The sequence below is a fragment of the Treponema bryantii genome (assembly GCF_036492245.1).
Taxonomy (GTDB): domain Bacteria; phylum Spirochaetota; class Spirochaetia; order Treponematales; family Treponemataceae; genus Treponema_D; species Treponema_D bryantii_C.
Genome location: NZ_AP025286.1, coordinates 20,658 through 40,715, shown reverse-complemented (window position 1 = coordinate 40,715; position 20,058 = coordinate 20,658). Strand labels below are relative to the sequence as shown.

The 20,058-nt window shown below is 41.4% G+C and carries 22 protein-coding genes; 6 read left to right on the top strand and 16 right to left on the bottom strand.

The window, feature by feature from the left end; translation table 11 throughout:
- Nucleotide 1: 1 nt before the first annotated feature.
- Genes AABJ44_RS00205 through panB form a run of 5 tightly spaced genes read right to left on the bottom strand, consistent with a single transcriptional unit; the run spans nucleotide 2 to nucleotide 3,554 of the window.
- Nucleotides 2-769, bottom strand: coding sequence for a type III pantothenate kinase (locus AABJ44_RS00205; protein ID WP_338369857.1), 768 nt, complete (start codon nucleotides 767-769; stop codon nucleotides 2-4).
- A complete protein-coding gene (locus tag AABJ44_RS00200) occupies nucleotides 766-1,464 on the bottom strand; it encodes a phosphopantothenoylcysteine decarboxylase domain-containing protein (protein WP_338369855.1) in 699 nt (232 codons plus the stop codon). The genes AABJ44_RS00205 and AABJ44_RS00200 overlap by 4 nt, the downstream gene beginning before the upstream one ends.
- Complete coding sequence (locus AABJ44_RS00195) at nucleotides 1,461-2,009, bottom strand: flavoprotein (RefSeq protein ID WP_338369853.1); 549 nt, start codon at nucleotides 2,007-2,009, stop codon at nucleotides 1,461-1,463. Before AABJ44_RS00195 ends, AABJ44_RS00200 begins: the two co-directional genes overlap by 4 nt.
- Nucleotides 1,996-2,763, bottom strand: coding sequence for a pantoate--beta-alanine ligase (panC, locus tag AABJ44_RS00190; protein WP_338369852.1), 768 nt, complete (start codon nucleotides 2,761-2,763; stop codon nucleotides 1,996-1,998). Before panC ends, AABJ44_RS00195 begins: the two co-directional genes overlap by 14 nt.
- Nucleotides 2,760-3,554: a 3-methyl-2-oxobutanoate hydroxymethyltransferase gene (gene panB / locus AABJ44_RS00185; RefSeq protein WP_338369851.1), complete on the bottom strand. Its 795-nt coding sequence runs from the start codon at nucleotides 3,552-3,554 to the stop codon at nucleotides 2,760-2,762. Before panB ends, panC begins: the two co-directional genes overlap by 4 nt.
- A 180-nt stretch (nucleotides 3,555-3,734) precedes the next feature.
- Between panB and AABJ44_RS00180 the strand changes: the two genes are divergently transcribed.
- From AABJ44_RS00180 to proC, 4 genes are all read left to right on the top strand, one after another.
- A complete protein-coding gene (locus AABJ44_RS00180) occupies nucleotides 3,735-4,256 on the top strand; it encodes a hypothetical protein (protein ID WP_074644025.1) in 522 nt (173 codons plus the stop codon).
- Nucleotides 4,257-4,318: 62 nt separating this feature from the next.
- On the top strand, nucleotides 4,319-5,566 hold the full coding sequence (locus AABJ44_RS00175) for a glutamate-5-semialdehyde dehydrogenase (protein ID WP_338369850.1): 1,248 nt from the start codon (nucleotides 4,319-4,321) through the stop codon (nucleotides 5,564-5,566).
- 174 nt (nucleotides 5,567-5,740) lie between these two features.
- Nucleotides 5,741-6,532: a glutamate 5-kinase gene (gene proB / locus AABJ44_RS00170; RefSeq protein ID WP_338371300.1), complete on the top strand. Its 792-nt coding sequence runs from the start codon at nucleotides 5,741-5,743 to the stop codon at nucleotides 6,530-6,532.
- A gap of 12 nt (nucleotides 6,533-6,544) precedes the next feature.
- Nucleotides 6,545-7,333 carry a pyrroline-5-carboxylate reductase gene (gene proC, locus AABJ44_RS00165; protein WP_074644032.1) on the top strand — a complete coding sequence of 263 codons (789 nt, stop codon included), beginning with the start codon at nucleotides 6,545-6,547 and terminating at the stop codon, nucleotides 7,331-7,333.
- 3 nt (nucleotides 7,334-7,336) lie between these two features.
- Here proC and AABJ44_RS00160 read toward each other — a convergent pair whose 3' ends face one another.
- The 4 genes from AABJ44_RS00160 to AABJ44_RS00145 all read right to left on the bottom strand — a co-directional run bounded on the left by AABJ44_RS00160 (nucleotide 7,337) and on the right by AABJ44_RS00145 (nucleotide 13,281).
- Nucleotides 7,337-8,170 (bottom strand): YdcF family protein, encoded by an 834-nt coding sequence (locus AABJ44_RS00160; RefSeq protein WP_338369849.1) that lies wholly within the window; start codon nucleotides 8,168-8,170, stop codon nucleotides 7,337-7,339.
- Between the two features lie 2 nt (nucleotides 8,171-8,172).
- Nucleotides 8,173-10,578 (bottom strand): ATP-dependent helicase HrpB, encoded by a 2,406-nt coding sequence (gene hrpB / locus AABJ44_RS00155; protein ID WP_338369848.1) that lies wholly within the window; start codon nucleotides 10,576-10,578, stop codon nucleotides 8,173-8,175.
- 3 nt (nucleotides 10,579-10,581) lie between these two features.
- Nucleotides 10,582-11,655: a PP2C family protein-serine/threonine phosphatase gene (locus AABJ44_RS00150; RefSeq protein WP_338369847.1), complete on the bottom strand. Its 1,074-nt coding sequence runs from the start codon at nucleotides 11,653-11,655 to the stop codon at nucleotides 10,582-10,584.
- A gap of 291 nt (nucleotides 11,656-11,946) precedes the next feature.
- Nucleotides 11,947-13,281, bottom strand: a complete 1,335-nt coding sequence (locus AABJ44_RS00145) for a DUF763 domain-containing protein (RefSeq protein WP_338369844.1) — start codon at nucleotides 13,279-13,281, stop codon at nucleotides 11,947-11,949.
- 66 nt (nucleotides 13,282-13,347) lie between these two features.
- Here AABJ44_RS00145 and AABJ44_RS00140 point away from each other — a divergent pair, with 66 nt between their 5' ends.
- A complete protein-coding gene (locus AABJ44_RS00140; RefSeq protein ID WP_338369842.1) occupies nucleotides 13,348-14,250 on the top strand; it encodes an SMP-30/gluconolactonase/LRE family protein in 903 nt (300 codons plus the stop codon).
- Here AABJ44_RS00140 and AABJ44_RS00135 read toward each other — a convergent pair.
- The 5 genes from AABJ44_RS00135 to AABJ44_RS00115 all read right to left on the bottom strand — a co-directional run bounded on the left by AABJ44_RS00135 (nucleotide 14,229) and on the right by AABJ44_RS00115 (nucleotide 17,065).
- Complete coding sequence (locus AABJ44_RS00135; RefSeq protein WP_338369841.1) at nucleotides 14,229-14,789, bottom strand: helix-turn-helix domain-containing protein; 561 nt, start codon at nucleotides 14,787-14,789, stop codon at nucleotides 14,229-14,231. The two genes, AABJ44_RS00140 and AABJ44_RS00135, sit on opposite strands and share 22 nt — an antisense overlap.
- Before the next feature lie 90 nt (nucleotides 14,790-14,879).
- On the bottom strand, nucleotides 14,880-15,224 hold the full coding sequence (locus AABJ44_RS00130) for an MGMT family protein (RefSeq protein WP_074644046.1): 345 nt from the start codon (nucleotides 15,222-15,224) through the stop codon (nucleotides 14,880-14,882).
- 21 nt (nucleotides 15,225-15,245) lie between these two features.
- Entirely contained in the window at nucleotides 15,246-15,602 is a 357-nt protein-coding gene (locus AABJ44_RS00125; protein WP_074644048.1) for an arsenate reductase family protein, read from the bottom strand.
- Nucleotides 15,577-16,155, bottom strand: coding sequence for a DNA-deoxyinosine glycosylase (locus AABJ44_RS00120; protein ID WP_338369837.1), 579 nt, complete (start codon nucleotides 16,153-16,155; stop codon nucleotides 15,577-15,579). Before AABJ44_RS00120 ends, AABJ44_RS00125 begins: the two co-directional genes overlap by 26 nt.
- The gene (locus tag AABJ44_RS00115) at nucleotides 16,145-17,065 is read right to left on the bottom strand and encodes a fructosamine kinase family protein (RefSeq protein WP_338369836.1); all 921 of its coding nucleotides are present in this window, start codon (nucleotides 17,063-17,065) and stop codon (nucleotides 16,145-16,147) included. The genes AABJ44_RS00120 and AABJ44_RS00115 overlap by 11 nt, the downstream gene beginning before the upstream one ends.
- Before the next feature lie 88 nt (nucleotides 17,066-17,153).
- Between AABJ44_RS00115 and AABJ44_RS00110 the strand changes: the two genes are divergently transcribed.
- Nucleotides 17,154-18,092 carry a helix-turn-helix transcriptional regulator gene (locus AABJ44_RS00110; RefSeq protein WP_338369835.1) on the top strand — a complete coding sequence of 313 codons (939 nt, stop codon included), beginning with the start codon at nucleotides 17,154-17,156 and terminating at the stop codon, nucleotides 18,090-18,092.
- Here AABJ44_RS00110 and AABJ44_RS00105 read toward each other — a convergent pair.
- Together AABJ44_RS00105 and AABJ44_RS00100 are read right to left on the bottom strand one after the other, a co-directional pair.
- Nucleotides 18,070-19,116 (bottom strand): S41 family peptidase, encoded by a 1,047-nt coding sequence (locus tag AABJ44_RS00105; protein WP_338369833.1) that lies wholly within the window; start codon nucleotides 19,114-19,116, stop codon nucleotides 18,070-18,072. The genes AABJ44_RS00110 and AABJ44_RS00105 overlap by 23 nt on opposite strands.
- Before the next feature lie 10 nt (nucleotides 19,117-19,126).
- A complete protein-coding gene (locus AABJ44_RS00100; protein ID WP_338369832.1) occupies nucleotides 19,127-19,963 on the bottom strand; it encodes a hypothetical protein in 837 nt (278 codons plus the stop codon).
- Nucleotides 19,964-20,058: the final 95 nt, after the last annotated feature.

The window sequence follows — 20,058 nt, the reverse complement described above, 5'->3', positions numbered from 1 at the left end:
CCTATTTATTTTTGATTATCTGATTCAGCCCTTCAAGAACAAGATTTTTTTCAATCCTGTCAAAAAGACCTTCGTTTTCAAAAAGATATGAAAGTCCACCTGTGGCAATTACAAAAGGCTTCTGGCCATTAAAGATTTCTCTGGTAAATTGCTCAATCAGTTCTTTTATACCGCCAAGAGCTCCATAATAGACTCCAGCCTGAATACATTGTGTTGTCGAAGTTCCGGGAAGTTTTTCCGGCTGAGTAATTTGTACTTCCGGTAACTGTGCTGTTCCAGAAACGAGTGATTTCACCATCAGATTTATTCCAGGAAGAATTGCACCTCCGCAAAACTCTTTTTCTTTTGTGATAACATCTACTGTTGTCGCAGTTCCCATATCTACGACAATAAGATTTTTGTCTGGCTCCAGAGCTGTTGCTCCGATGGCAGCGGCTATGCGGTCTGTTCCCAGTTTTTCTGGATTATTGTAAGAAATCTTTAGACCGGTTTTACAGTTTGACTGCAGGAACAGGACTTCTTTTTCAAAGGCTTTTTTACAGGCATTTATAATTGTTGAGTTCATGGATGGAACTACAGAGCAGGCGGAGATTTCTGAGATCTCAGTTAGAGCGAGGCCTGCTCGTTTTTTTTCTGAAAGAAAGAAATCTGCAAGAGCCCCTTCCGTACATCCGCCACCAGTTTCACAGCAAAAAGTATGAACAAGCTTATCTTCGTTAAAGAGACCGCATGAAAGTCTTGTGTTTCCCGCATCCAGAGTAAGTGTCATTTTTCGGCCTCCTCCGGCTCGGAGGTTTTTAGGAGCGACAGGAGTTCCTGGGCCATCTGAAGGTTTGTGGTTCCCGCTGCGCGGATCTTGCCGTCTGGAGTGAGGATATTAAATGGATGGAGGTCGCCGGTGATTTCTGAGAGATCGTTCGCCACGATAAAGTCTGCGTTGCTGTGCGCAAAAAGTTTTGCGGCTGCGCGGGAACGATCTGAGAGGGCGGCCCCGCTGGTAAGCTTGAAGCACACGATTTTAGCGTTGGGATTTCCGCCTTCTGCCGCCCAGTAACGAAGCGAATCTGCCAGTTTTGGAGCCTTTCGGAAAACAACCGTAAGCTCCTCATCAGAATGAAGCTTTGAAACCTGTTTTCCAGCTTTGATTGTTTTTCCACCTGTAATAATTTCAGACGGAATATAGTCACTTACAGCCGCTGCATGAATTACAGCATCATAAGAACGTGTACAAAGCTCACTCTGAATAGCCTGAGAAAGTTCCTGTCCTGTCGTAAAAAAAACGCATTTTACCGCAGAATCTGCAGGTTTTATTGCATTTTCTGCGGTAATCAGCGTAACTTCATTGCCATTTTGAGCAAAAAAGCCGGCAAGTTCTGCAGAGGTTTTACCGGTAGAAGAATTGGTAACAACCCTTACACTATCGATATATTCCCTGCAGCCCCCGCCTGTAATCAAAACTCTCATAACGATTCCTTTATAAAATCTACAGCAGTTTCTGGGGAAATCAATTTTCCCTTTCCAACACTGCCGCAGGCTAACCGGCCTTCATCCGTTGGAAGAATCTTTGTGCCCCAGCTTTCAAGCTTTTTCAGATTTTCCTGAACTGCTGGATGCGCAAACATATTTGAATTCATTGCAGGAGCAAGTAAAACAGGCTTATCAAAATTATTTGCTAAAAATACTGCGCCAAACAAATCATCACTTAAACCACAGGCAAGCCGCGAAATACAATTTGCACTTGCAGGATAAATCACAATCAGATCCGCCCATTTTTGAGCGAGCGTAATATGCGGAATACAATCCGGCTCACAGGCAAACATATTCTGAGTCAAAGCTTTTTTATGAGTAAGTCCTTCAAAAACTGCCGGCTGAAGAAATTTCAGTGCTCCATCCGAAAGCGAAACCTGAACTTCAGCTCCTTCCTTTACAAGAAGATTTGCAAGCTCGCAGGCCTTATAGCAGGCAATTGAGCCGGTAACGTGAAGTAAAATCTTTTTATCTTTCAACATTGTCTATAAGTCTTACATCTTCAATAGATGCGGCAGCGTAAAGGCGGTTTCCAACTTCCGTTACATAATCAATCATAAAGCCATCTGATTCCAGCTGCGCTTTAATCTCATCAACACTTTTTCCACTTGCAAGAGCCTTATGAAGGCACGGAGCTTTTGCGAGCCCAGCCTCTGAAAGACGCTTGTTTCTTGAACTGAAAGCAAGTCCGTTTTCTTCGCGGACAATCGGACATGGAATAACTTCTGTACGAAGGAAAAAAGCCTTTGCCATTCCATCCAGAAGCTTGTACTGCTGGAAATCTTTTTCACCAAAATAAGCCTTTTCCGGAAGGAAAATCTGGAAAAGCTTCATAACAACTGTGAGAACTCCATCAAAATGACCCGGGCGGCTCGCACCACACAAAGTTTTGCTGAAAGAATCTTCAGAAAGCTTATAGTGATAATCATCCGGGTACATAATGTCGTAAGTCGGAGCAAAAAGGTAATCAACTCCGGCCTTTTCAAGAAGTACACAGTCCTCTTCCCAGGTTTTCGGATAAGTTTTCAAATCATTTTGATTGTTAAACTGAACAGGATTCAGAAAAATGCTTACAACGCTGATATCATTTTCTTTAATTGCGCGTTCAACAAGGGATAGATGACCTTTGTGAAGGGCTCCCATTGTCGGAACAAGTCCGATACTCTGATGTTTTTCTTTACGGTTAATTGATTTTTCTATTTCGAGCCATTCGGCTGGTGTATTTATGATTTTCATTTTGTAAAAGTCTCCTCGGCAGCTGGGAATGTGTGATTTTTGCAGCACTCGTCATATTCGTTCAGAGCATTTTTTACTAAATCAGCTCCATTCATAAAATGACGTACGAATTTTGGTTTGAAAGATGATAAGCCCAGAAGGTCGTGAAGAACGAGCACCTGCCCGTCCACTGCAGATCCACCGCCAATCCCGATAACCGGCACCGACACAACCCGGCTCATAGCAGTTGCAACGTCCGCCGGCACACATTCAGCGACAATCGCAAAACAGCCCGCCTTCTCCATGGCAACTGCATCATTAATGAGTTTGGATTTTGCTTCCTCCGTGCGGCCCTGTACTTTGTAGCCGCCCATCGCATGGAAAAACTGCGGAGTTAGCCCTAAATGGCCCATTACAGGAATTCCCGATTCTACAAGATGAGAGATAAGTTCAAGATTTCCGTCCGCCCCTTCGATTTTCACCGAATCGGCCCCGGCCGCGATGAGTTTCCCGGCCGCTTTTGTTCCGCGATATAGACCGAGTCTTGTGCTCAGAAACGGCATATCAGCCACCAGAAACTTGTCCGGGAGCCCTCTATGCACCGCACGAGTATGCAAAGCCATAAGATCCACCGTGGCGGGAATCGTATTCTCTTCGCCGTGCATTACATTTGCAAGGCTGTCGCCAACGAGAACACAGTCGATATTTGTTTGATTTACCAGACATGCCATAGTGTAGTCATAACATGTCACCATAGAAATAATTGAATGCTCGGCTTTCCGTTTTGGAAAGTCTGCGGGTGAGAGTTTCATTCAGTACCTGCCTTTTTGGTCAAGTCCAAAGTTTTTTTGTAATGTCAAAACGCTATCACCGCTTTCAACGAAAGTCGATGTAGTTGCGGTAAATATAACGAATCAAAAAAATAATTACAACATCAGTCCCAGGCTTCCTTTTCCTTGACCAACTCTGAATAAATCTTTAATATCTACAGTATGACTAAACAGGCCGACATACTTACAGAATTTTTAGACTCAAAAACTATTGATTCGCTTTCTCACTTCCTGAACAAGGAAAAAGGATACGAATCGTCTGCCGATACTATTGCCGTAGCGTTTGGTTCAGGAAAGGGTTTTTCAAAAATGAAAGAGGATGCTGCTGAAAAGTTAGTATCGAGTTTCAAAAACAATTTAACCCTTCTTGTACAGAAAACCTGGGTTGAAAAATCGGATATTGCTTTAAAGGATCAGCTGCTCTACCAGCTTGATGTTTTTATGAGCAATAATTCATGGAAAGACAATTACGTTCTCTTTTTGCAGCTGATAAATCAGGCAGTTTTCCTGATGTTCGGACAGAAACCGGACACTCCTGATTTTGCAGAATATACTCTCCGCATTGATCCTGAATTCGGAATTTTCTGGTGGTACATTTCAAACCTTCCTCCCAAAACTGAATGGTCAGAAGAAAAATGCCGGTTAGCTATGCTGCTCGGAATGTATTTCCTTGCAAATTACTAGTTTTTAGATTTTAGCAGACCGGAGCTTGAGTGAGTTCCGGTCTTTTTTTTTAAGGAGTCCATATGAACCTGAAAACCACAACTGATTCTTTGCGTGCTGCAAGCCAGAAACTTGCCCTTCAGAATGCCAGCGAGAAAAATGCTGCACTGGCTGCTGTTGCTGAAGGTCTGGACAAAAATCGTGCATCTATCATTGCTGCAAACGATGAAGATGTAAAAAATGCACGTAATGCCGGTATTTCTGAGTCAATCATTGACCGTCTTATGCTCAACGATAAGAGAATTGACGGCATAATTGACAGTCTTCGCATTGTAATTAGTCAGACAGACCCCGTTGGCGAAGAAGTTGCAGGTTGGAAAACTCCCAATGGAATGTCTATACGTCAGGTTCGTGTACCGCTCGGAGTTGTGGCAATTATTTACGAAAGCCGCCCGAACGTTACTGTAGACGCCTTCAGTCTTGCTTATAAGAGCGGAAACGCTATTCTGCTTCGTGGTTCTTCATCTGCTTATAATTCAAATAAAGAGATTGTAAGAGTGATTCGTGAAGCGCTGGCCGGAGTGGCTGGTGGCGTTCCAGAAGCAATTGAACTGGTTGAAGTTCGTGAGCACGACCATAGTGATGTTGATGAAATTTTAAACGCTGTTGGTATGATTGATGTATGTCTGCCACGCGGCGGTAAAAAACTGATAGAAAACGTTGTTCGTAATGCCAAAGTTCCGGTTATTGAAACAGGAAGCGGCGTTTGTCATCTTTATGTTGATGAATATGCTGATTTAGATATGGCTGCAAAAATCGCTGAGAACGCTAAAATTCAGCGTCCAAGCGTTTGCAATGCAATTGAGTGCGTTGTCGTACACAACAAGGTTGCAGCTGAGTTCTTACCAAAACTCGAGGCTATTTTCGCAGGCCGCGTAAAAATGCATGCAGACGAAAGAGCTATCCAGCACCTGAAAAATGCTGTTCTAGCAACAGATGCTGATTTCGGCAACGAATATCTCGATTATGAATGCTGTGTAAAGGTTGTAGATTCAATTGAAGAAGCCATCAGCTACATCAATTCACACAACACAAAGCACAGTGAAAGCATTATTTCCGAGAGCCGTGCAAATACAAGACTCTTCCAGGCAATGATTGACGCAAGCTGTGTTTATGTAAATGCAAGTACACGCTTTACAGACGGCGGTGAGTTCGGTTTTGGCGCAGAACTCGGAATCAGCACCCAGAAGCTGCACGCCCGCGGCCCAATGGGAATTAAAGTATTAACAACCACCAAGTATCTTATAGATGGTGAAGGACAGATAAGGTAGGTGCCAGGTTATAGGTTTTAGGTGTCAGGAGGGGGAAAGCCTTCCCCTGACTCGCACTTCGTTGCTCGCCACCCCTTCTCCTAGGGGGACGCAACAAGTTGCTTTCCCCCTAAAACCCCCTAATACCTAAAACCTAATACCTATAACCTTTCATAAGGAGTAATTAACATGGGAATGATAAACGATAGTTTAAAGAAAGCACGAAAAATAGTTATAAAGATAGGCAGTAACACTCTGGCAAAAGCCGACGGAACTCAGAACACTGAGTTCATGGCAGAGTTTGCCGAACAGTGTGCTGAACTTATCAAACAGGGAAAACAGATTATTCTGGTTTCGTCGGGAGCTCAGGTTGCAGGCGTTTCTACAACAAAGGAATGGGCCCGCAAAAAGGATGTTCACTACCGCCAGGCCCTCTGTGCAATTGGTCAGGTAGAGCTTATGCACCAGTGGCGCAAAGCCTTCCAGAAGCAGGATTTACACATCGGTCAGCTTCTGCTTACAAAGGATGACTTCAAAAACGAGCACCGCAGCCTTAATATCCGTAACACATTGTTTACCCTGGTTGACGAAGGTGTTGTACCCATCATCAACGAAAACGACAGTGTAAGTTTTGATGAAATTAAGATTGGAGATAACGATAATCTTTCGGCTCTCACAGCAATTCTGTGGTCTGCCGACCTTTTGATTTTGTTCAGCGACATCGACGGTGTTTACTCAGATAATCCAAAGACAAATCCAGATGCAAAGCTGATTGAGAGTGTAGGCTCGATTCCAGAACTCAGAAAATCCATCAAAATTGGTGATACAAATGCATTTGGAACAGGTGGCATGGAAACAAAGATTCAGGCTGCAGAGAAGGTTACTGAGTATGGAATTGAGATGCTGCTGGCTAATGGTGGTAAACAGAATGCTTTGATTAGTTTGCTTGATGAAAATTCAAAGGGAACTTTGTTCTCGGCTGAATAGGAGGATAGAAAAATGAAAATCGGATGTATTGGAACTGGTGCAATGGGCGGCGCTATTATGCGCGCTGTCTGCAAAAAATATGATGTGAGCCAGATTAAGGTTACTGATAAAAATGTTGAGATGGGCAAAGCTTTTGCGGCTGAGACTGGAGCTGTTTTTGTTGAGAACAACACTGATGTGCTCGACTGCGACTATGTTTTTCTTGCTGTAAAGCCACAATTCCTTGGCGATGTTTTTGCTGAGATTGCCGGAAAGATTTCTAACAAGACAGTTGTGATTTCTATGGCTGCCGGTGTGAAAATCGAAAAGCTCGAGAACTGGGCACCTAAGGCTCGCTTTATCCGCATGATGCCGAATGTTTGTGCACAGATTGGCGAAGCAATGACCGCCGTTACTTATAAAGATAATATTTCTGATGTTGAGGCAAAAACTGCCATTGAGATTTTGAGCTCAGCTGGAAAAGTAGAAGTTGTTCCTGAAAAACTGATGGACTGTGTAACTGCTGTTAGCGGTTCTGGTCCGGCTTTTGTATTTATGTTTATTGAAGCTTTGGCTGATGCTGCTGTTCGCTGTGGAATGCCACGTGCTCAGGCTTATACTTACGCTGCACAGACTGTTTACGGTTCAGCTGGAATGGTTCTGGAAAGCGGAAAGCATCCTGCAGTTCTTAAAGACATGGTTTGTTCACCTGCCGGAACTACAATCGAAGGTGTTGCAGCCCTCGAAAAAAATAACTTCCGCAATGCAGTAATTGAAGCAGTTACTGCTGCATGCAATCGTTCAATTGCCCTCGGCAAATAAATTTCATTGTCGGGTTTGACCCGACAATCTTTTCGGCTCGCCTGTCAGCAGAATACGAAGATTCAGTTTTACGTACGCACAACTTTCGCGTACGTAGCTGTGAGGAACGTAAATTACCGGGCAGGCAGAACCAATCCCTTTAATATTACTAAAGCCCATTCTTCGGGCAAGGCGTTCGCTGCGACGCAAATGATAGCTGCTTGTTACAACCGCAGTCGGCATATCCAGAATTTCCTGAATACTTACACCTCTATATTCTGAAAGCATTTTACAACTAAACTGAAAATTCTGAATTGTATCTTTAGCCTGATCTTCAACTAAAATCCGCTCAGGCGCAACACCTTTATTTACAAGCTGATTTTTAAGCTCCGGAGCCTCAGCATATGGCAGCCATTTTAAGGTTCCGCCGGTAACAACACAAACAGTTTCCGGATGCTGATTCAGATACTCTGCCGCCAGTTTCACACGATCCATAACAGGCTTTGGCAGATTTCCGTCCTTATCAATTCCACCACCAAGAAGAATAACATTCTCTGCAGTTTCATTTACTGAAACAATTGCCGGATTCAAAATGAAAATCAGATTGATGATTGCAATAATGCCACCGACACTAGCCAGACTGATGAACGTTATTTTTATCCACTTCTTCCAGATACTCCAGAACGAGTGTCCTGTTTTGATTCTGTATATTCCAAGAAAAATCAGATAAGCACCAAGGGCTGTCCAGATGTGAGTGAAGGAAACTACGATATCCCAGAAAGTGCCGGGATTCAAAAACGTAATGATAAAGTCGTAGAATATGCTGATAATTCCTAGAATGATGAGTGTAATGTTCATTTTTATTCCTTTTCCACCACGCGATAGTCCCAGTTGTGCTTCGGGTAGCGGCCCTTCATTTCCTTACAGATCTCAACCCATGCTCCAGTCCAGAAGTGCTCAAGATCTTCAGTAACCTGAAGCGGACGACTGGCCGGCGACAATAGACGCAGCAGAACTTTTTTCCCGCAGATTTGTGGTGTTGTAAAACAGCCGAAAATTCGCTGGATTATGATTTCAATAATCGGACGGATTTCTGCCTGTTTTTCGTATTTTACTTTAACACGACGCCCGTTTTCAAGAACAAGCTGTTCTGGAGCCTCGCGATCAATTTCTGAACCATTAAGATACCAGTAAAGGGCATCATAAACAATTTGAGGAGTAAGTGTATTAGACCCGCTTAAAAATGGAATAAGCCATTCGCGGACATTTTCAGAAAGACGGTTGTATAACGAGTTTTCCAGGTCGCCTGCCTCCTTATCGATTCCCTCATCCTTCTGCTGCTCAATAAACTCTGCACGAAGCAAAAGGCTTTCAACCCTCGCATCTTTTGGTACAGAATCAAAACCTTTTTCTGTAATTTCGGTAACCCAGGCTTCAGCAAAATCTTCGGGATGAGTAGGCACTTTCTTAGAAGAAAGCACTATTTCCCCATAACATTTCTGTTCAAATTTCTGCAAAGTCCCGTGAGCAAATGAGCAGATTTCTCGAATTTCACAGTTTTTCTCAAGAAATTCTCCGATTTTGGTCTCAGGCAATTCAGCAAAATCAAAAATTACAGCATCAGCGTTTTTAGCCATAACCTCAGGCGCAACAAGCCACAAAGGAGCATTCGACTTATAAAGTCTTGCCTGACGTCCTCCCGCAAACTTATATTCAGCAGGCTCAACACCAGGAGCACTTGTCCGCATTGCAAGACGATCCGGATATCCGCTCAAAATCAAAAAATCAGATTTATCATAAACTGCATAATTACAAGTCTTTAAACGGCGTTCCATGTCAACAATAAACCGATTCTGCAAATCCCGAGACGAGCCTGAATAGGTACTGCACTTCAACAAAAGCTCTCGTCCTTCTTCGCTCAACCGGCCAGTACCATTATCAAAAGCCTCAAGCGCAATACTGCCAAGCCGCGGATGCACACCAAGAGTCAGCGCAGCCCTTCCCTTTTCTGTAAGGTGACCATCATCACGAATCAAACCAAGCTGCCGTAAAAGAGTACTGCTTGTTTTCCACGCTGCTTTCGAAGGACTGTCCAGCCAGTCAATTCCTTCAACACTGTAAACGCCACGCTCGCTGCATTCAAGAACAACCGGAACAAGGTCTGTCCTCAGGATTTCCGGAGCCAATTCTTTTACACGAGGGTCATGCTCATCCCAAAGACGGATACAGGTTCCTTCACAAATACGACCGGCACGACCTTTCCGCTGTTCAGCTGAAAATTCACTTTCAACTTCTGTAGAAAGCTTTTCCATACCGGTATTCAAATCCATGCGGTTTATGCGGGCAAGCCCAGAATCAATAACAGTTGTGACGCCGGGAACCGTAAGCGAAGTTTCCGCAATAGCAGAAGACAAAATGATACGTCGCTTTATATCCTCTCCATCACGAGACGGTTTTATAACCCGCTTCTGCTCTTCAAGAGAAACACTCGAATGAAGTACACAAAGTTCTGTATCGCTATCAGCATCAAAATCACCAGTTTCAAGAAGCGTTTCCTGTGCTTTACGGATATCAGCAATTCCCGGCAGGAAAACAAGAATATTACCCATTGCGTCAAATCTCAGCACATCTTTCACAGCCGCAACCACAGACTTCTCCGCCTCATACAAAACCTTCACCGGAAACTGTCTTCCAGGAACAGAAAAGACTGGAACTTCACCAACCGTCCCAAGATAATTCTGTAAACGCTTAGTATCAATTGTTGCCGACATAATCACAACATAAAGATCGTCCCGCAGCTGCATCGCTTCTTTCAAAAAAGCAAGCGCAAGATCCGTATTCACCGACCTCTCATGAAACTCATCCAAAACAACAACATTATAATCTTCTAAAGCAGGATCGCTCTGTAACTGGCGGACAAGAATAGCCTCAGTCACAACCTCCAGCCTTGTATCACGGGTAATCTTACTTTCAAGATGAATTTTATAACCAATCGGATTTCCACAATCTGTCTGCCCTAGAGACCCTGCTTCCGCCAGTTCTCCAAGTCTGTTCGCCACACCTAGAACCGCAATTCGTCGTGGCTCCGTCATCAAAATCTTTCCGGAAAAATGTTCCAGCAAAGCAAGCGGAAGCACAGTGGATTTTCCAGCCGCCGTTTCTGTAGTTAAAATCAAAAAGCGCGAAGGAGAATCTTTCAATGCATTACAAATCTGTTCGAGATAAGGAGTGATAGGAAATTGAGATAAATTCAAATTTTCAGGCATTTTTTATTTTTTCAATACAATGATAGTAAGGTCATCATTCTGCTCACGAGTTCCGCAGAATGAATAAATGCTGTTAGCAATAAAGCTAACCTGCTCAGCAGCAGATTTTTCGATATTTAGTTTAGCAGCTTCCAGCAGACGTTCCTTACCAAAGTATTCATCTTTTTCATTTTTAATATCAATAACACCATCAGAAAAAAGAATCAACTCATCACCATCTTCAAAATCATAATAGAGCGATTCATAATAAACTGGAAAACCTGCAATACCTATAACACCGACAGCCTTTTCACCCAGCTGAACAAAGCTGCACTCACCAGTTTTCTTTTTATACAGAATTGGAGCCGGATGTCCAGCATCAACAAGTTCAAATTTATTTTCATAAAGGCGAACGAGAATACCAGTAAGATAATTTTGAATTTCACCCTTCTCTTCTATTACGCGGTCATTTATTTTATTAACAATTTCCCAGAGTTCAACATCTGGCTGATTGTAAAATTCCTGATGAATAATATTTTTAACAAGCATAGTCACAAGACCAGAAGAAATACCATGACCTGAAACATCAAAAACTCCAAGTCCATCAAGCTTCTCGCCAGTCTTATAAAAATCGTAAAGGTCACCAGAAACTCCAACCATCGGACGGCTGAAATATCCTACCTCGTATTTTTTAATATTCTCAATTTCCTGTCTGAAAAAATTCTGCTGAATTATCGCAGCCATCTTAATTTCATTTTCAAGAGAATCGCTGTGATTTTTCAGATAATATTCAATTCTATAAACAACCCGGGTATAAATTAAAACTACAAAAAGAATAATAAAAACCGTAATTGTAATATTCATACATCTGATGCCGAATAAAGTTCCAGCCGTTACCTGCGCATGAGCCTCAATATTTCGACATGAGAAATAAATATAAAGCAAAGAACTTAAAGCCGTAATCGGCAATGCATATCTTTTTTTATTCTCAAAAATAAGGAACGGTAAAAGACCCATCAGAAGAATAAACGAATGGAAACTGCTGTATGAACCAAGATAATAATCCGCCATAATCTGATGTACAATTACTTCCAGCAAACCAATATTATAAACAAATACAAAAGACTTAAGTCGTGGAACAAAAATTAAAATCAGGGTGAAAATTGTAATACTGACGAAGTTGTAATAGAACATCGGTTTTAAGTCTATTGCATAGAAAAAAATACAAATAGCCGAGTGGTATACTAGTGAACATATGCAAACAAAAATAGAAACGAGTCGCGCCCTCTGATAAGAGGATGTGAGACCATTCAAACCTTTTCCCCGTTTTTGTTTAAAGTCCATTTTATCATTATATATTGTTTTTCAAATTTTTTAAAATACTTTATTTTAAACAGTTCTACCGTCCCATTCTTTTGAATGTTCACGTTCGAATCGAATAGCAGCATCAAAATCAACATCCGGTGCACAGTTCTGTTCGACATTCAAAGCAACCGTATGAAGACGATGGATACAATCAGATTTATCTTTATATCCCAGCTTCGATTTTTCTATGCTATCCCGCAGAATACGAATCGATTCATCATAAATCTTCAGCGGTACCGGGAACGGATGTCCATCCTTACCACCATGCGCAAAACTAAAACGAGCAGGATCTGTAAAGCGGCTCGGAGTTCCATAAATCACTTCGCTCACCAGCGCAAGAGACTGCAGAGTTCTCGGACCAAGTCCAGGCGTCAGCAGCAGTTCCTCAAAATCTTTTGGCTGAGAATTATAAGCCGTAGCAAGTACTCCACCCAATCTCTTAAGATCCACATCCTGTTCCCTGACTTCATGGTGACTAGGCATAACTATCGAACGTTCGTTAGCTAATTCTGGGAATAACTCCAGTTGTTCTGGCATGGATAAGGGGGAAGTCTCCCCCTCGCCCGCACTTCGTTGCGTGCTACCCCTTCTAACGGGGGATACCCCCGTAACGCCCCCATCCTGTAATAGTATTATTTCACTGGCCGGTTTTTCTATCTGAAGAATTTCATTTATCATTCGCTCCGGCTCTTCACGGCTCATCTCAAGAATAGAACTGCGGGCTTTATCAGCCTGAGAATCTGTAAGGTTTAAGATTTTTCCTTTATTATCTCCAACTACTCCACTATGCGGTTCTTCAACAAACGAACGTAAGTTAGTTGAACACCAGTGATATCTTCTAGCCTTTTTTTCTGCAGTATTCATCCCCTGCTGAACAACAGCCCAGCTTCCATTTTGTGTTAGAACAAAATTATGCTGATAAAGCTGAAATCCATCCTGCACCGCATTATTGTCCACTTTAGCTACAAGTTTACTGTTGCGGACCAGCGCATCTCCATCAAGCCCTTCTGCATCTGCAATTCCTAAGAGTTCATCAGGAGTCATTCGAGAATATTTTCCACGGCCACCACAAACATAGATACCAAGCTCTTTAGCTCTTGGATTCAATCCACGCTTCAGTGCATACATTACACTTGTTGTAATTCCAGAACTATGCCAGTCCATTCCCATTACAGCACCAAAGGACTGAAACCATAATGGATCACTTAGACGAACAAGAACTTCTTCAGGACCAAAGTTTTCAACAAGGGATTCTGTTATAAGAGTTCCTAAAACCATCATACGGTCAGCAAGCCATCTCGGCACTGTTCCAGTATGAAGAGGTAAATCTGCATGTCCGCTGTTTCTTATTCCACCCATTTTCCCAAACCCGGTTTTATTATATCATGAACAATAAAGGACCGCCAACGGCCACCAGGAGGTAATATGAAAACTTACACTGCTCAGTTTTTTTCTCAGGAAAAATATAAACTCGGAGAATCCCCATTTTACGATTCACGTACAAAAACAATTTCCTGGGTCGACATTATGGACAAAAAGTTTTTTACTCTAGGACCAGATGGAGTTCGTAAAACCTTCTGTTTTAATCAGGCAATTGGTTCAGCCGTTCCAACTGTCAAAGAAAGCTGTTATCTTATTGCCGGAACTGACGGTCTCTATCTTCAGGAAACAAAATCAAATGATTCTGCCTCTGAAACTCCAGCTCCAAAGCTTATCAAAAATCTGAAAGATTATTATGAATCATACCAGCGTTCCAATGACGCCAAAGCAGATCCAGCCGGACGACTTTTTTTCGGTTCATCTGTAGATGACAATATACACGAAGCAAGCGGAAATCTTTTCTGTCTTGATACTCTAAAAGACAACGAAATCACCTGTCTCCAGCCAAATACAAAAATCTCAAATGGAATGGCCTGGAGTGCTGATCGAAAAAAATTTTATTTTTCCGATACACTGCAATATGCCGTTTTTTCATACGATTACAATTTAGAAACTGGAGAAATCTCAAATAGAAAAGTATTGTTTACTCCAGAAGAAAACAAAGGTCTTACAGATGGAATGTGTATCGATGCTGATGACAATCTCTGGGTAGCCTTCTGGGGTGGCAGCCGTATAGAACAACGCAGCACAAAAGACGGCTCTCTTTTAGCAGTAATAAATGTAGATGCAATGAACGTTACATCCTGCTGTTTTATCGGCGACAATCTCGATACTCTCTTTATCACTACTTCAGGAAATGAACAGACAGGTGAACATGACGGCTGTTTATTTACCTGCAAAGTTGATGTTAAAGGTTGCGGCTGTGATTACTTTAAATTGGTAATATAACCTAAGGCTGCACCGCCACAAGCAATCACTCCTATAGCGAGGCCACCAAGAGCAATAGGCGCTACAGCAACACCACCAAGGGCAACAATCAAGCCTGCTGCCAGTCCTCCAAGAGAGACAAGGCCTGCACTTACTCCTCCAACTGAAACTACACCAGCACTGACTCCGCCCATTGCAATCACACCAACTGCAATATCACCAATGGCAATAATTCCTTTGGCCCTTCGGGGAACAATTCCTCCAAGATTTATATGAATCATTGGAACGCCGTTAATCATCCGTTTGCTTTTATACTCAAAGCCGATTTCCCGTGCTCTGCTGCTATTTGAGGAAACATTCACAAAAGACTTGTTATCAAGAAGTTCATCCACACTGATATTGAAAATATTTGAAAGCATTTTCAGCTGTTCAGGATTTGGCGAAGTTTCTCCTGTCTCCCAGTTTGAAACTGTCTGACGTGCTACATTCAGCTTTTCTGCAAGCATTTCCTGTGACATACCATTTTTTTTACGGCATTCATAAATTTTTGCACCTAACATAATTCACCTCACAGATTATAAAATATCCGCATCTTCAGTTACAGTCTACAAAATATCTTAGGAATTTCCGCAAAGAAACCTAACATTTCCTTAATTATTATCAAGTTCAGCTTTTATTACTTCAAAATCTTCTTCAGTAATATTGTGTTTTTCCATATCGACATGGCCATCAACAAAGGTAATGCCTTCGGCTTCGAGTTTTTCCCGCTGAGCATCTGGCCCGCCAAAAGAAAAACTGCCTGAACAAAAACCTTTTGCATTAACCACCCGATGACAAGGAGTTATCTGATTACTTGGATTTTCGTGAAGCGCATTTCCAACATAGCGGCGAAGATTACAGTTTCCTGCAAGAGCTGCAACCTGAGAATAGGATGCAACTTTTCCACGTGGAATCAATCTAACTGCTGCATAGATTTTTTCTTTCAAATCAGACATGACTTTTTTAATAAATTATGATTACCAGTTTTCCCAAACCTTCTGCTGAAGACCGACAGTGGCTGCAGTTTTTCCATTACGACAAACCGGCTGCTTCATCAACTTTACCTGATTTTCAAACAACTTTGATTCTTTCTCACTGTCGTCCAGATAAGCAATACTGGCGTAATCTTTAGCCTTGTTATCAATCAGTAAATCAATTGCATCTGCTCGTGACCCCGTTTCTCTTGCGAGTGCAGAAACTACTGAGTCGAACTCACCGGGAGACATTTCCTTTTCTTTAAGATCTACAAACTGAAAGTCGATGCGGCGTTCCTTAAAAAATCGCTGAGCCGCCTTTGTATCAAAAGATTTATTTGTTCCGAATATCTGAATCATATCTGGAATGATAACATATTTTCTGATACTCCGCCACAAGCCTTTCCATGCTCCACGCGGCATTAGCAGGACTCGTACTCGGAAGACATTCGCATGTCAAACCAAAGCGCTCTTCATATTGTGCTGCGCAAAATTTTTTCCACAAATTAAAAGAAGTTTTTCCTGTACAAAATACATGGCGGATTTTTGATTTTTCAAATATTTCAGTAAAATCATTTGGCTTTGCATTTTTTATGCTTGAATCTGCAGCACCTTGAATATCACAGGAAGCAAGCACATCCCAAAGAGCAAGATTGTGGCGAACTAAAAACTCACGGCGTTCCTGGATTGCAGCAAGTCGGTCGGACGCATTATTCGGGAGTTTCAGTGCCTCGCCAAAAACTTCTGGAACCACCTTCCAGAATCTGTTCTGCGGATGCATGTAGAAAAATCCGGCATTACGGCTTGCAGGAGACGGCATTGTCCCAAGGATAAGAACTCGGCTTTCTTCATTCCATACCGGTTCTATTTCATGCAAAATTGTTTCTCTGACGTTTTCTTTTTTATCCGACATATTCTGCAACAATACTCAAAACAGGTCCAAGATAAGTCGGACCAAAAAGATTCAGATGATTCAAAAGCTGATAGAGGTTGTAAAGGTCACGGCGGTTTTCGTAGCCTGGCTGCAGAGGATTTTCTTCACGATATGCTTCGTAGAACTCCGGCGGGAAACCGCCAAAAAGCTCTGTCATTGCTAAATCTACTTCTGCGTGTCCTACATAACAGGCAGGATCAATCAGCATTGCTTTTCCCTCTGGACCACACATTACATTACCACTCCAGAGATCTCCATGAAGCAGACTTGGCTTTTCCGGTTCAACTAAAAATTCTTCCAGATGATCCAACAGTTTAGTAACTAACTTACGGTCGTTAGTCTCAAAATAAGAATCCGCTGCCTTAAACTGTGGAGCAAGTCTGTTATCACGGAAGAAAGATATCCAGCTGTCACAAGGTGTATTACACTGTGGCCGTGCGCCTATAAAATTATCCTGGAAAAATCCGAACTTACCGTTACCCTCAAAATAAATGGAAGTATCTGCTTTATGCATTTTCGCAAGATTCTGTGCCAGCTCCCGCCAGTAATTCTTCTGCTGCTTTCCGCTTTTTATATACTTCAGTAAAAGAAAACTATAGCCTACATCTTCACCATCATCAGTTCCCGTACACAAAATTTCTGGTGTACCTATTGCACCAGTTTTTTCGATCGCAGTAAGTCCTGCCGCCTCTGATGTAAAAAAGGGCGCATTCTGTTTTGCGTTTGCCTTCATAAAAATATGCTTTCCGTTTGTAAGAGTAAGACCATAGGCCTTATTTATGTCGCCTCCGGAAAGTCTGTCTGTTTCTGCAATAGCAACTGAATTACCAAAAAGTGCAACAAGTGCCCCAGCAAGAGAATTATAATTTGGTGGAAGTGTAATATTCATAAACCCATGATAGACATAAAATCGTGTGATGTCGAGTAGTATTAAATATGACATTGCGATGTCATATTTTCAGATGTATAATTTCCTTATGCAGATAGATCAGCTTTTCGAATTTGTTTATATTCTCATAGATAAAAAGCAGTCCACTGCCAGTGAAATGGCTAAACGCTTTGGAGTTTCTACCCGAACCATTTACCGCTGGATAGACGCACTTTCGGTTTCCGGAGTTCCTGTTTATTCCCTTAAAGGCCGCGGCGGCGGAATTGCCATCTCAGAAAAATATGCTCTTGATAAACGAATCCTTTCTGAAGAAGAACGTCTTGCTATTGTTTCAAGTGTAAAAGCTTTTAACAGTCTGACGGGAAACTCATCTTCTGCAGTTAATGCAAATTTAAAAGCAGCCGAAAAAATTTCAAGTCTTGTTACCACAGATACTGACTGGCTCGAAGTTGATTTCTCTCCCTGGAGTCCTGAAGGCAGCGAAGTTCGAAAACTCTTTGGAACTCTTCGCGAATGTATTCTTAAAAAACGTCAGGTCTCTTTTGAATATTTTCGTGGAGATGGAAAAACTGAACATCGTCTTGTTCATCCCTGGAAACTGGTTTACAAAGGTCAGGCCTGGTATTTACAGGGCTGGTGTACGACACGACAAGCCGAAAGATTTTTCAAACTTTCCAGAATGAGAAATATTTCAATGACTGGACGTACTGCTACAGTAACCCGCTTTTCTGTTCCGGTTGTTAATTCACAATCTGCAAATCAAAGACCTAAGCCTAAAATGATTACAATAAAAGCAAAGGTTTCAAATAATAAAATCTCATATCTGCTTGATACTTTTATTTGTTCTGAAGTAGTACCAAACAAAGACGGAAGTATTACAGCCAGCTTCACCGTTCCAGATGAAGACTGGCTGCAGGATCTGCTTCTAGGCTTTGGGCCAGATATCAAAATTCTTTCACCAAAATCAGTTCGTGAAAGAATTATTATACTTGCCAATGACGTGCTTAATAATTACATAACTCGATAGCTTTTTGCATTTGCAAATCTTCAGCTGCAGAAGGATTTAATATCAGGTTTTCATGCGCCGGAACTATACCCTTTCCTTCCGGTGTTTTTCCATCCGGGTCTGTTACTTTCTGAACAGATACAGCATACTTCCAGCCGTTTACAAGACAGCGTTCCAGAGCAAGTGAGAAAACTCCACAGGTATGATTACCAACCTGAATAACATGAGACTGCGATGTCATTGCCATAGAGAACTCTTCACCTGCACTCATCGTCTGAGCATTCGTCAAAAGTATTACAGGCTTTGTATATTGCCAGCTTCCATTCTTTTTGATTTCCAGTTCTACTCCAGGACCAAAATCATTTTTACCGGTTCCATTTCTTGTTCGTGAAACTGCATATACTTTATTTTCTGAACAAAAGCGTCCCGATATTCTGGTTACATTCCCAGTTAATCCACCACGGTTGCCTCTAACATCAAGAATCATACAGCGTGTATTTTTTAATTCTTCCAGTGCTGTATCTATTTCACCAGCCCAATTCTGTTTCTGATTGATTCCTGTCTGTCCACTCGAAAAAGCTGCAATATGAATATACCCAACCGTATCATCAGTTTTTAATGTTCCAAAAGTAATAATCTTATTACCGCATTTTTTTGGATTTTCAATATATTGATTGCAAACTTCTGTAAGTGAAAAATTATCAATGGTTGAATTGTCTTCCCCAGAGTTTAAACTTTCAAAAGGAGTTTTTACATATACATGAGAATCTTTCAACGGATACAGAAGTTTTTTAAGTACTTCAAAAAATTCTTTGTCAGTCATATTATCAGAAACCAAAGGCTTGCATTTTTTATATTGCTCATCCCAATCTACACCTCGCACTTCGAACAAAGCATAAGTCTCATCGTAATCTTTCCACAAAGAGTCAAACATCTCGTTGTATGTAAGATCAGGAGTTTCTCCATAAAAGAAAGAACAACCCTGCAACAAAATCATTGAGATAAGTAAAAACACAATAATACTTATGAAATTATTTTTTCTCATTTTAATCCTCCTAAAAATTTACTGATACCATGGTTCTGAAATTTCCATCCAGATAATATAAAGGCCGTTCTTTTGGAACAGCAATTCGCGAATATTCAAATCCAAAGCCAAGTCCCGTTGAAAAATGTTTTGAAGCTTTTATCTTGTAATCAAATCCTAAACTGATGTTCTGATAATTGTGAAGACTTAAGAAATTTCCAAGAGTTAGAATTTTCATAAAATTTTCTTCCGCATATTTCATAAGCTGAGCATCGCATCCTGCATATGGCGGTCGTACACCATAGCCGAACCAAGGCATAGAACCTGTTACCATAAAAGAGTTTCTTTCATCTATGTTGTATTTAAAAACCGTTGTTGGTCCTATCGATATTATTCCTGTGATAGACGGGTAATTTTCAAATTGAAGATAAGCATTGCATGAAAAATTTCCGCCCACAAATAAATCATATTTCTCATTTTTTAAAACATCGTAAGCCGCATCATATTGCAGTCTAATTCGATGAAATGCCAGATTACTTTGAAAAGCTTCATAATAAGATTCGCCAGAAACAGGATCATAATTCTTGTACACTACAGCCGTATTTGTCATTGCCGATTTCGGATGACAAAAATAATAATCGGCTGTGATTATATGTAGCATATTTCCAGAATAAATCTTTGAATCCAGCTGAAACCTTGGAGCAAGAATTTTCTGGGAAATATTTGCAAAGCTTGTTTCCTTATAGCAGCCGAAAGTCCAGTTTATCGATAAGGATATTTCTACCTGAGTTTTCTTTTCCTCTGCAAAAATTGAAAGTGACAATATAAATAGCCCAATAATTACAGATAAGAATTTTTTGATTTTCATGTACAACCTCCAGAAAAGTTTTCGCTGTAACTTTACTCTCTGAAGGTTAAGAAAGATATTAGGGTCTGTACTGATTTTAATTGGAATTTGAAATT

Coding starts and splice junctions, on each gene's coding strand:
- AABJ44_RS00205 (WP_338369857.1), bottom strand. CDS start 769: ATGACACTTACTCTGGATGCGGGAAACACAAGACTTTCATGCGGTCTC.
- AABJ44_RS00100 (WP_338369832.1), bottom strand. CDS start 19,963: ATGAAAATCAAAAAATTCTTATCTGTAATTATTGGGCTATTTATATTG.
- AABJ44_RS00120 (WP_338369837.1), bottom strand. CDS start 16,155: ATGTCGGATAAAAAAGAAAACGTCAGAGAAACAATTTTGCATGAAATA.
- AABJ44_RS00105 (WP_338369833.1), bottom strand. CDS start 19,116: ATGAGAAAAAATAATTTCATAAGTATTATTGTGTTTTTACTTATCTCA.
- AABJ44_RS00115 (WP_338369836.1), bottom strand. CDS start 17,065: ATGAATATTACACTTCCACCAAATTATAATTCTCTTGCTGGGGCACTT.
- AABJ44_RS00180 (WP_074644025.1), top strand. CDS start 3,735: ATGACTAAACAGGCCGACATACTTACAGAATTTTTAGACTCAAAAACT.
- AABJ44_RS00135 (WP_338369841.1), bottom strand. CDS start 14,789: ATGTTAGGTGCAAAAATTTATGAATGCCGTAAAAAAAATGGTATGTCA.
- proC (WP_074644032.1), top strand. CDS start 6,545: ATGAAAATCGGATGTATTGGAACTGGTGCAATGGGCGGCGCTATTATG.
- AABJ44_RS00160 (WP_338369849.1), bottom strand. CDS start 8,170: ATGAACATTACACTCATCATTCTAGGAATTATCAGCATATTCTACGAC.
- AABJ44_RS00140 (WP_338369842.1), top strand. CDS start 13,348: ATGAAAACTTACACTGCTCAGTTTTTTTCTCAGGAAAAATATAAACTC.
- AABJ44_RS00145 (WP_338369844.1), bottom strand. CDS start 13,281: ATGGGTGGAATAAGAAACAGCGGACATGCAGATTTACCTCTTCATACT.
- AABJ44_RS00195 (WP_338369853.1), bottom strand. CDS start 2,009: ATGTTGAAAGATAAAAAGATTTTACTTCACGTTACCGGCTCAATTGCC.
- proB (WP_338371300.1), top strand. CDS start 5,741: ATGATAAACGATAGTTTAAAGAAAGCACGAAAAATAGTTATAAAGATA.
- AABJ44_RS00200 (WP_338369855.1), bottom strand. CDS start 1,464: ATGAGAGTTTTGATTACAGGCGGGGGCTGCAGGGAATATATCGATAGT.
- AABJ44_RS00125 (WP_074644048.1), bottom strand. CDS start 15,602: ATGATTCAGATATTCGGAACAAATAAATCTTTTGATACAAAGGCGGCT.
- AABJ44_RS00175 (WP_338369850.1), top strand. CDS start 4,319: ATGAACCTGAAAACCACAACTGATTCTTTGCGTGCTGCAAGCCAGAAA.
- panB (WP_338369851.1), bottom strand. CDS start 3,554: ATGAAACTCTCACCCGCAGACTTTCCAAAACGGAAAGCCGAGCATTCA.
- hrpB (WP_338369848.1), bottom strand. CDS start 10,578: ATGCCTGAAAATTTGAATTTATCTCAATTTCCTATCACTCCTTATCTC.
- AABJ44_RS00130 (WP_074644046.1), bottom strand. CDS start 15,224: ATGTCTGATTTGAAAGAAAAAATCTATGCAGCAGTTAGATTGATTCCA.
- panC (WP_338369852.1), bottom strand. CDS start 2,763: ATGAAAATCATAAATACACCAGCCGAATGGCTCGAAATAGAAAAATCA.
- AABJ44_RS00110 (WP_338369835.1), top strand. CDS start 17,154: ATGCAGATAGATCAGCTTTTCGAATTTGTTTATATTCTCATAGATAAA.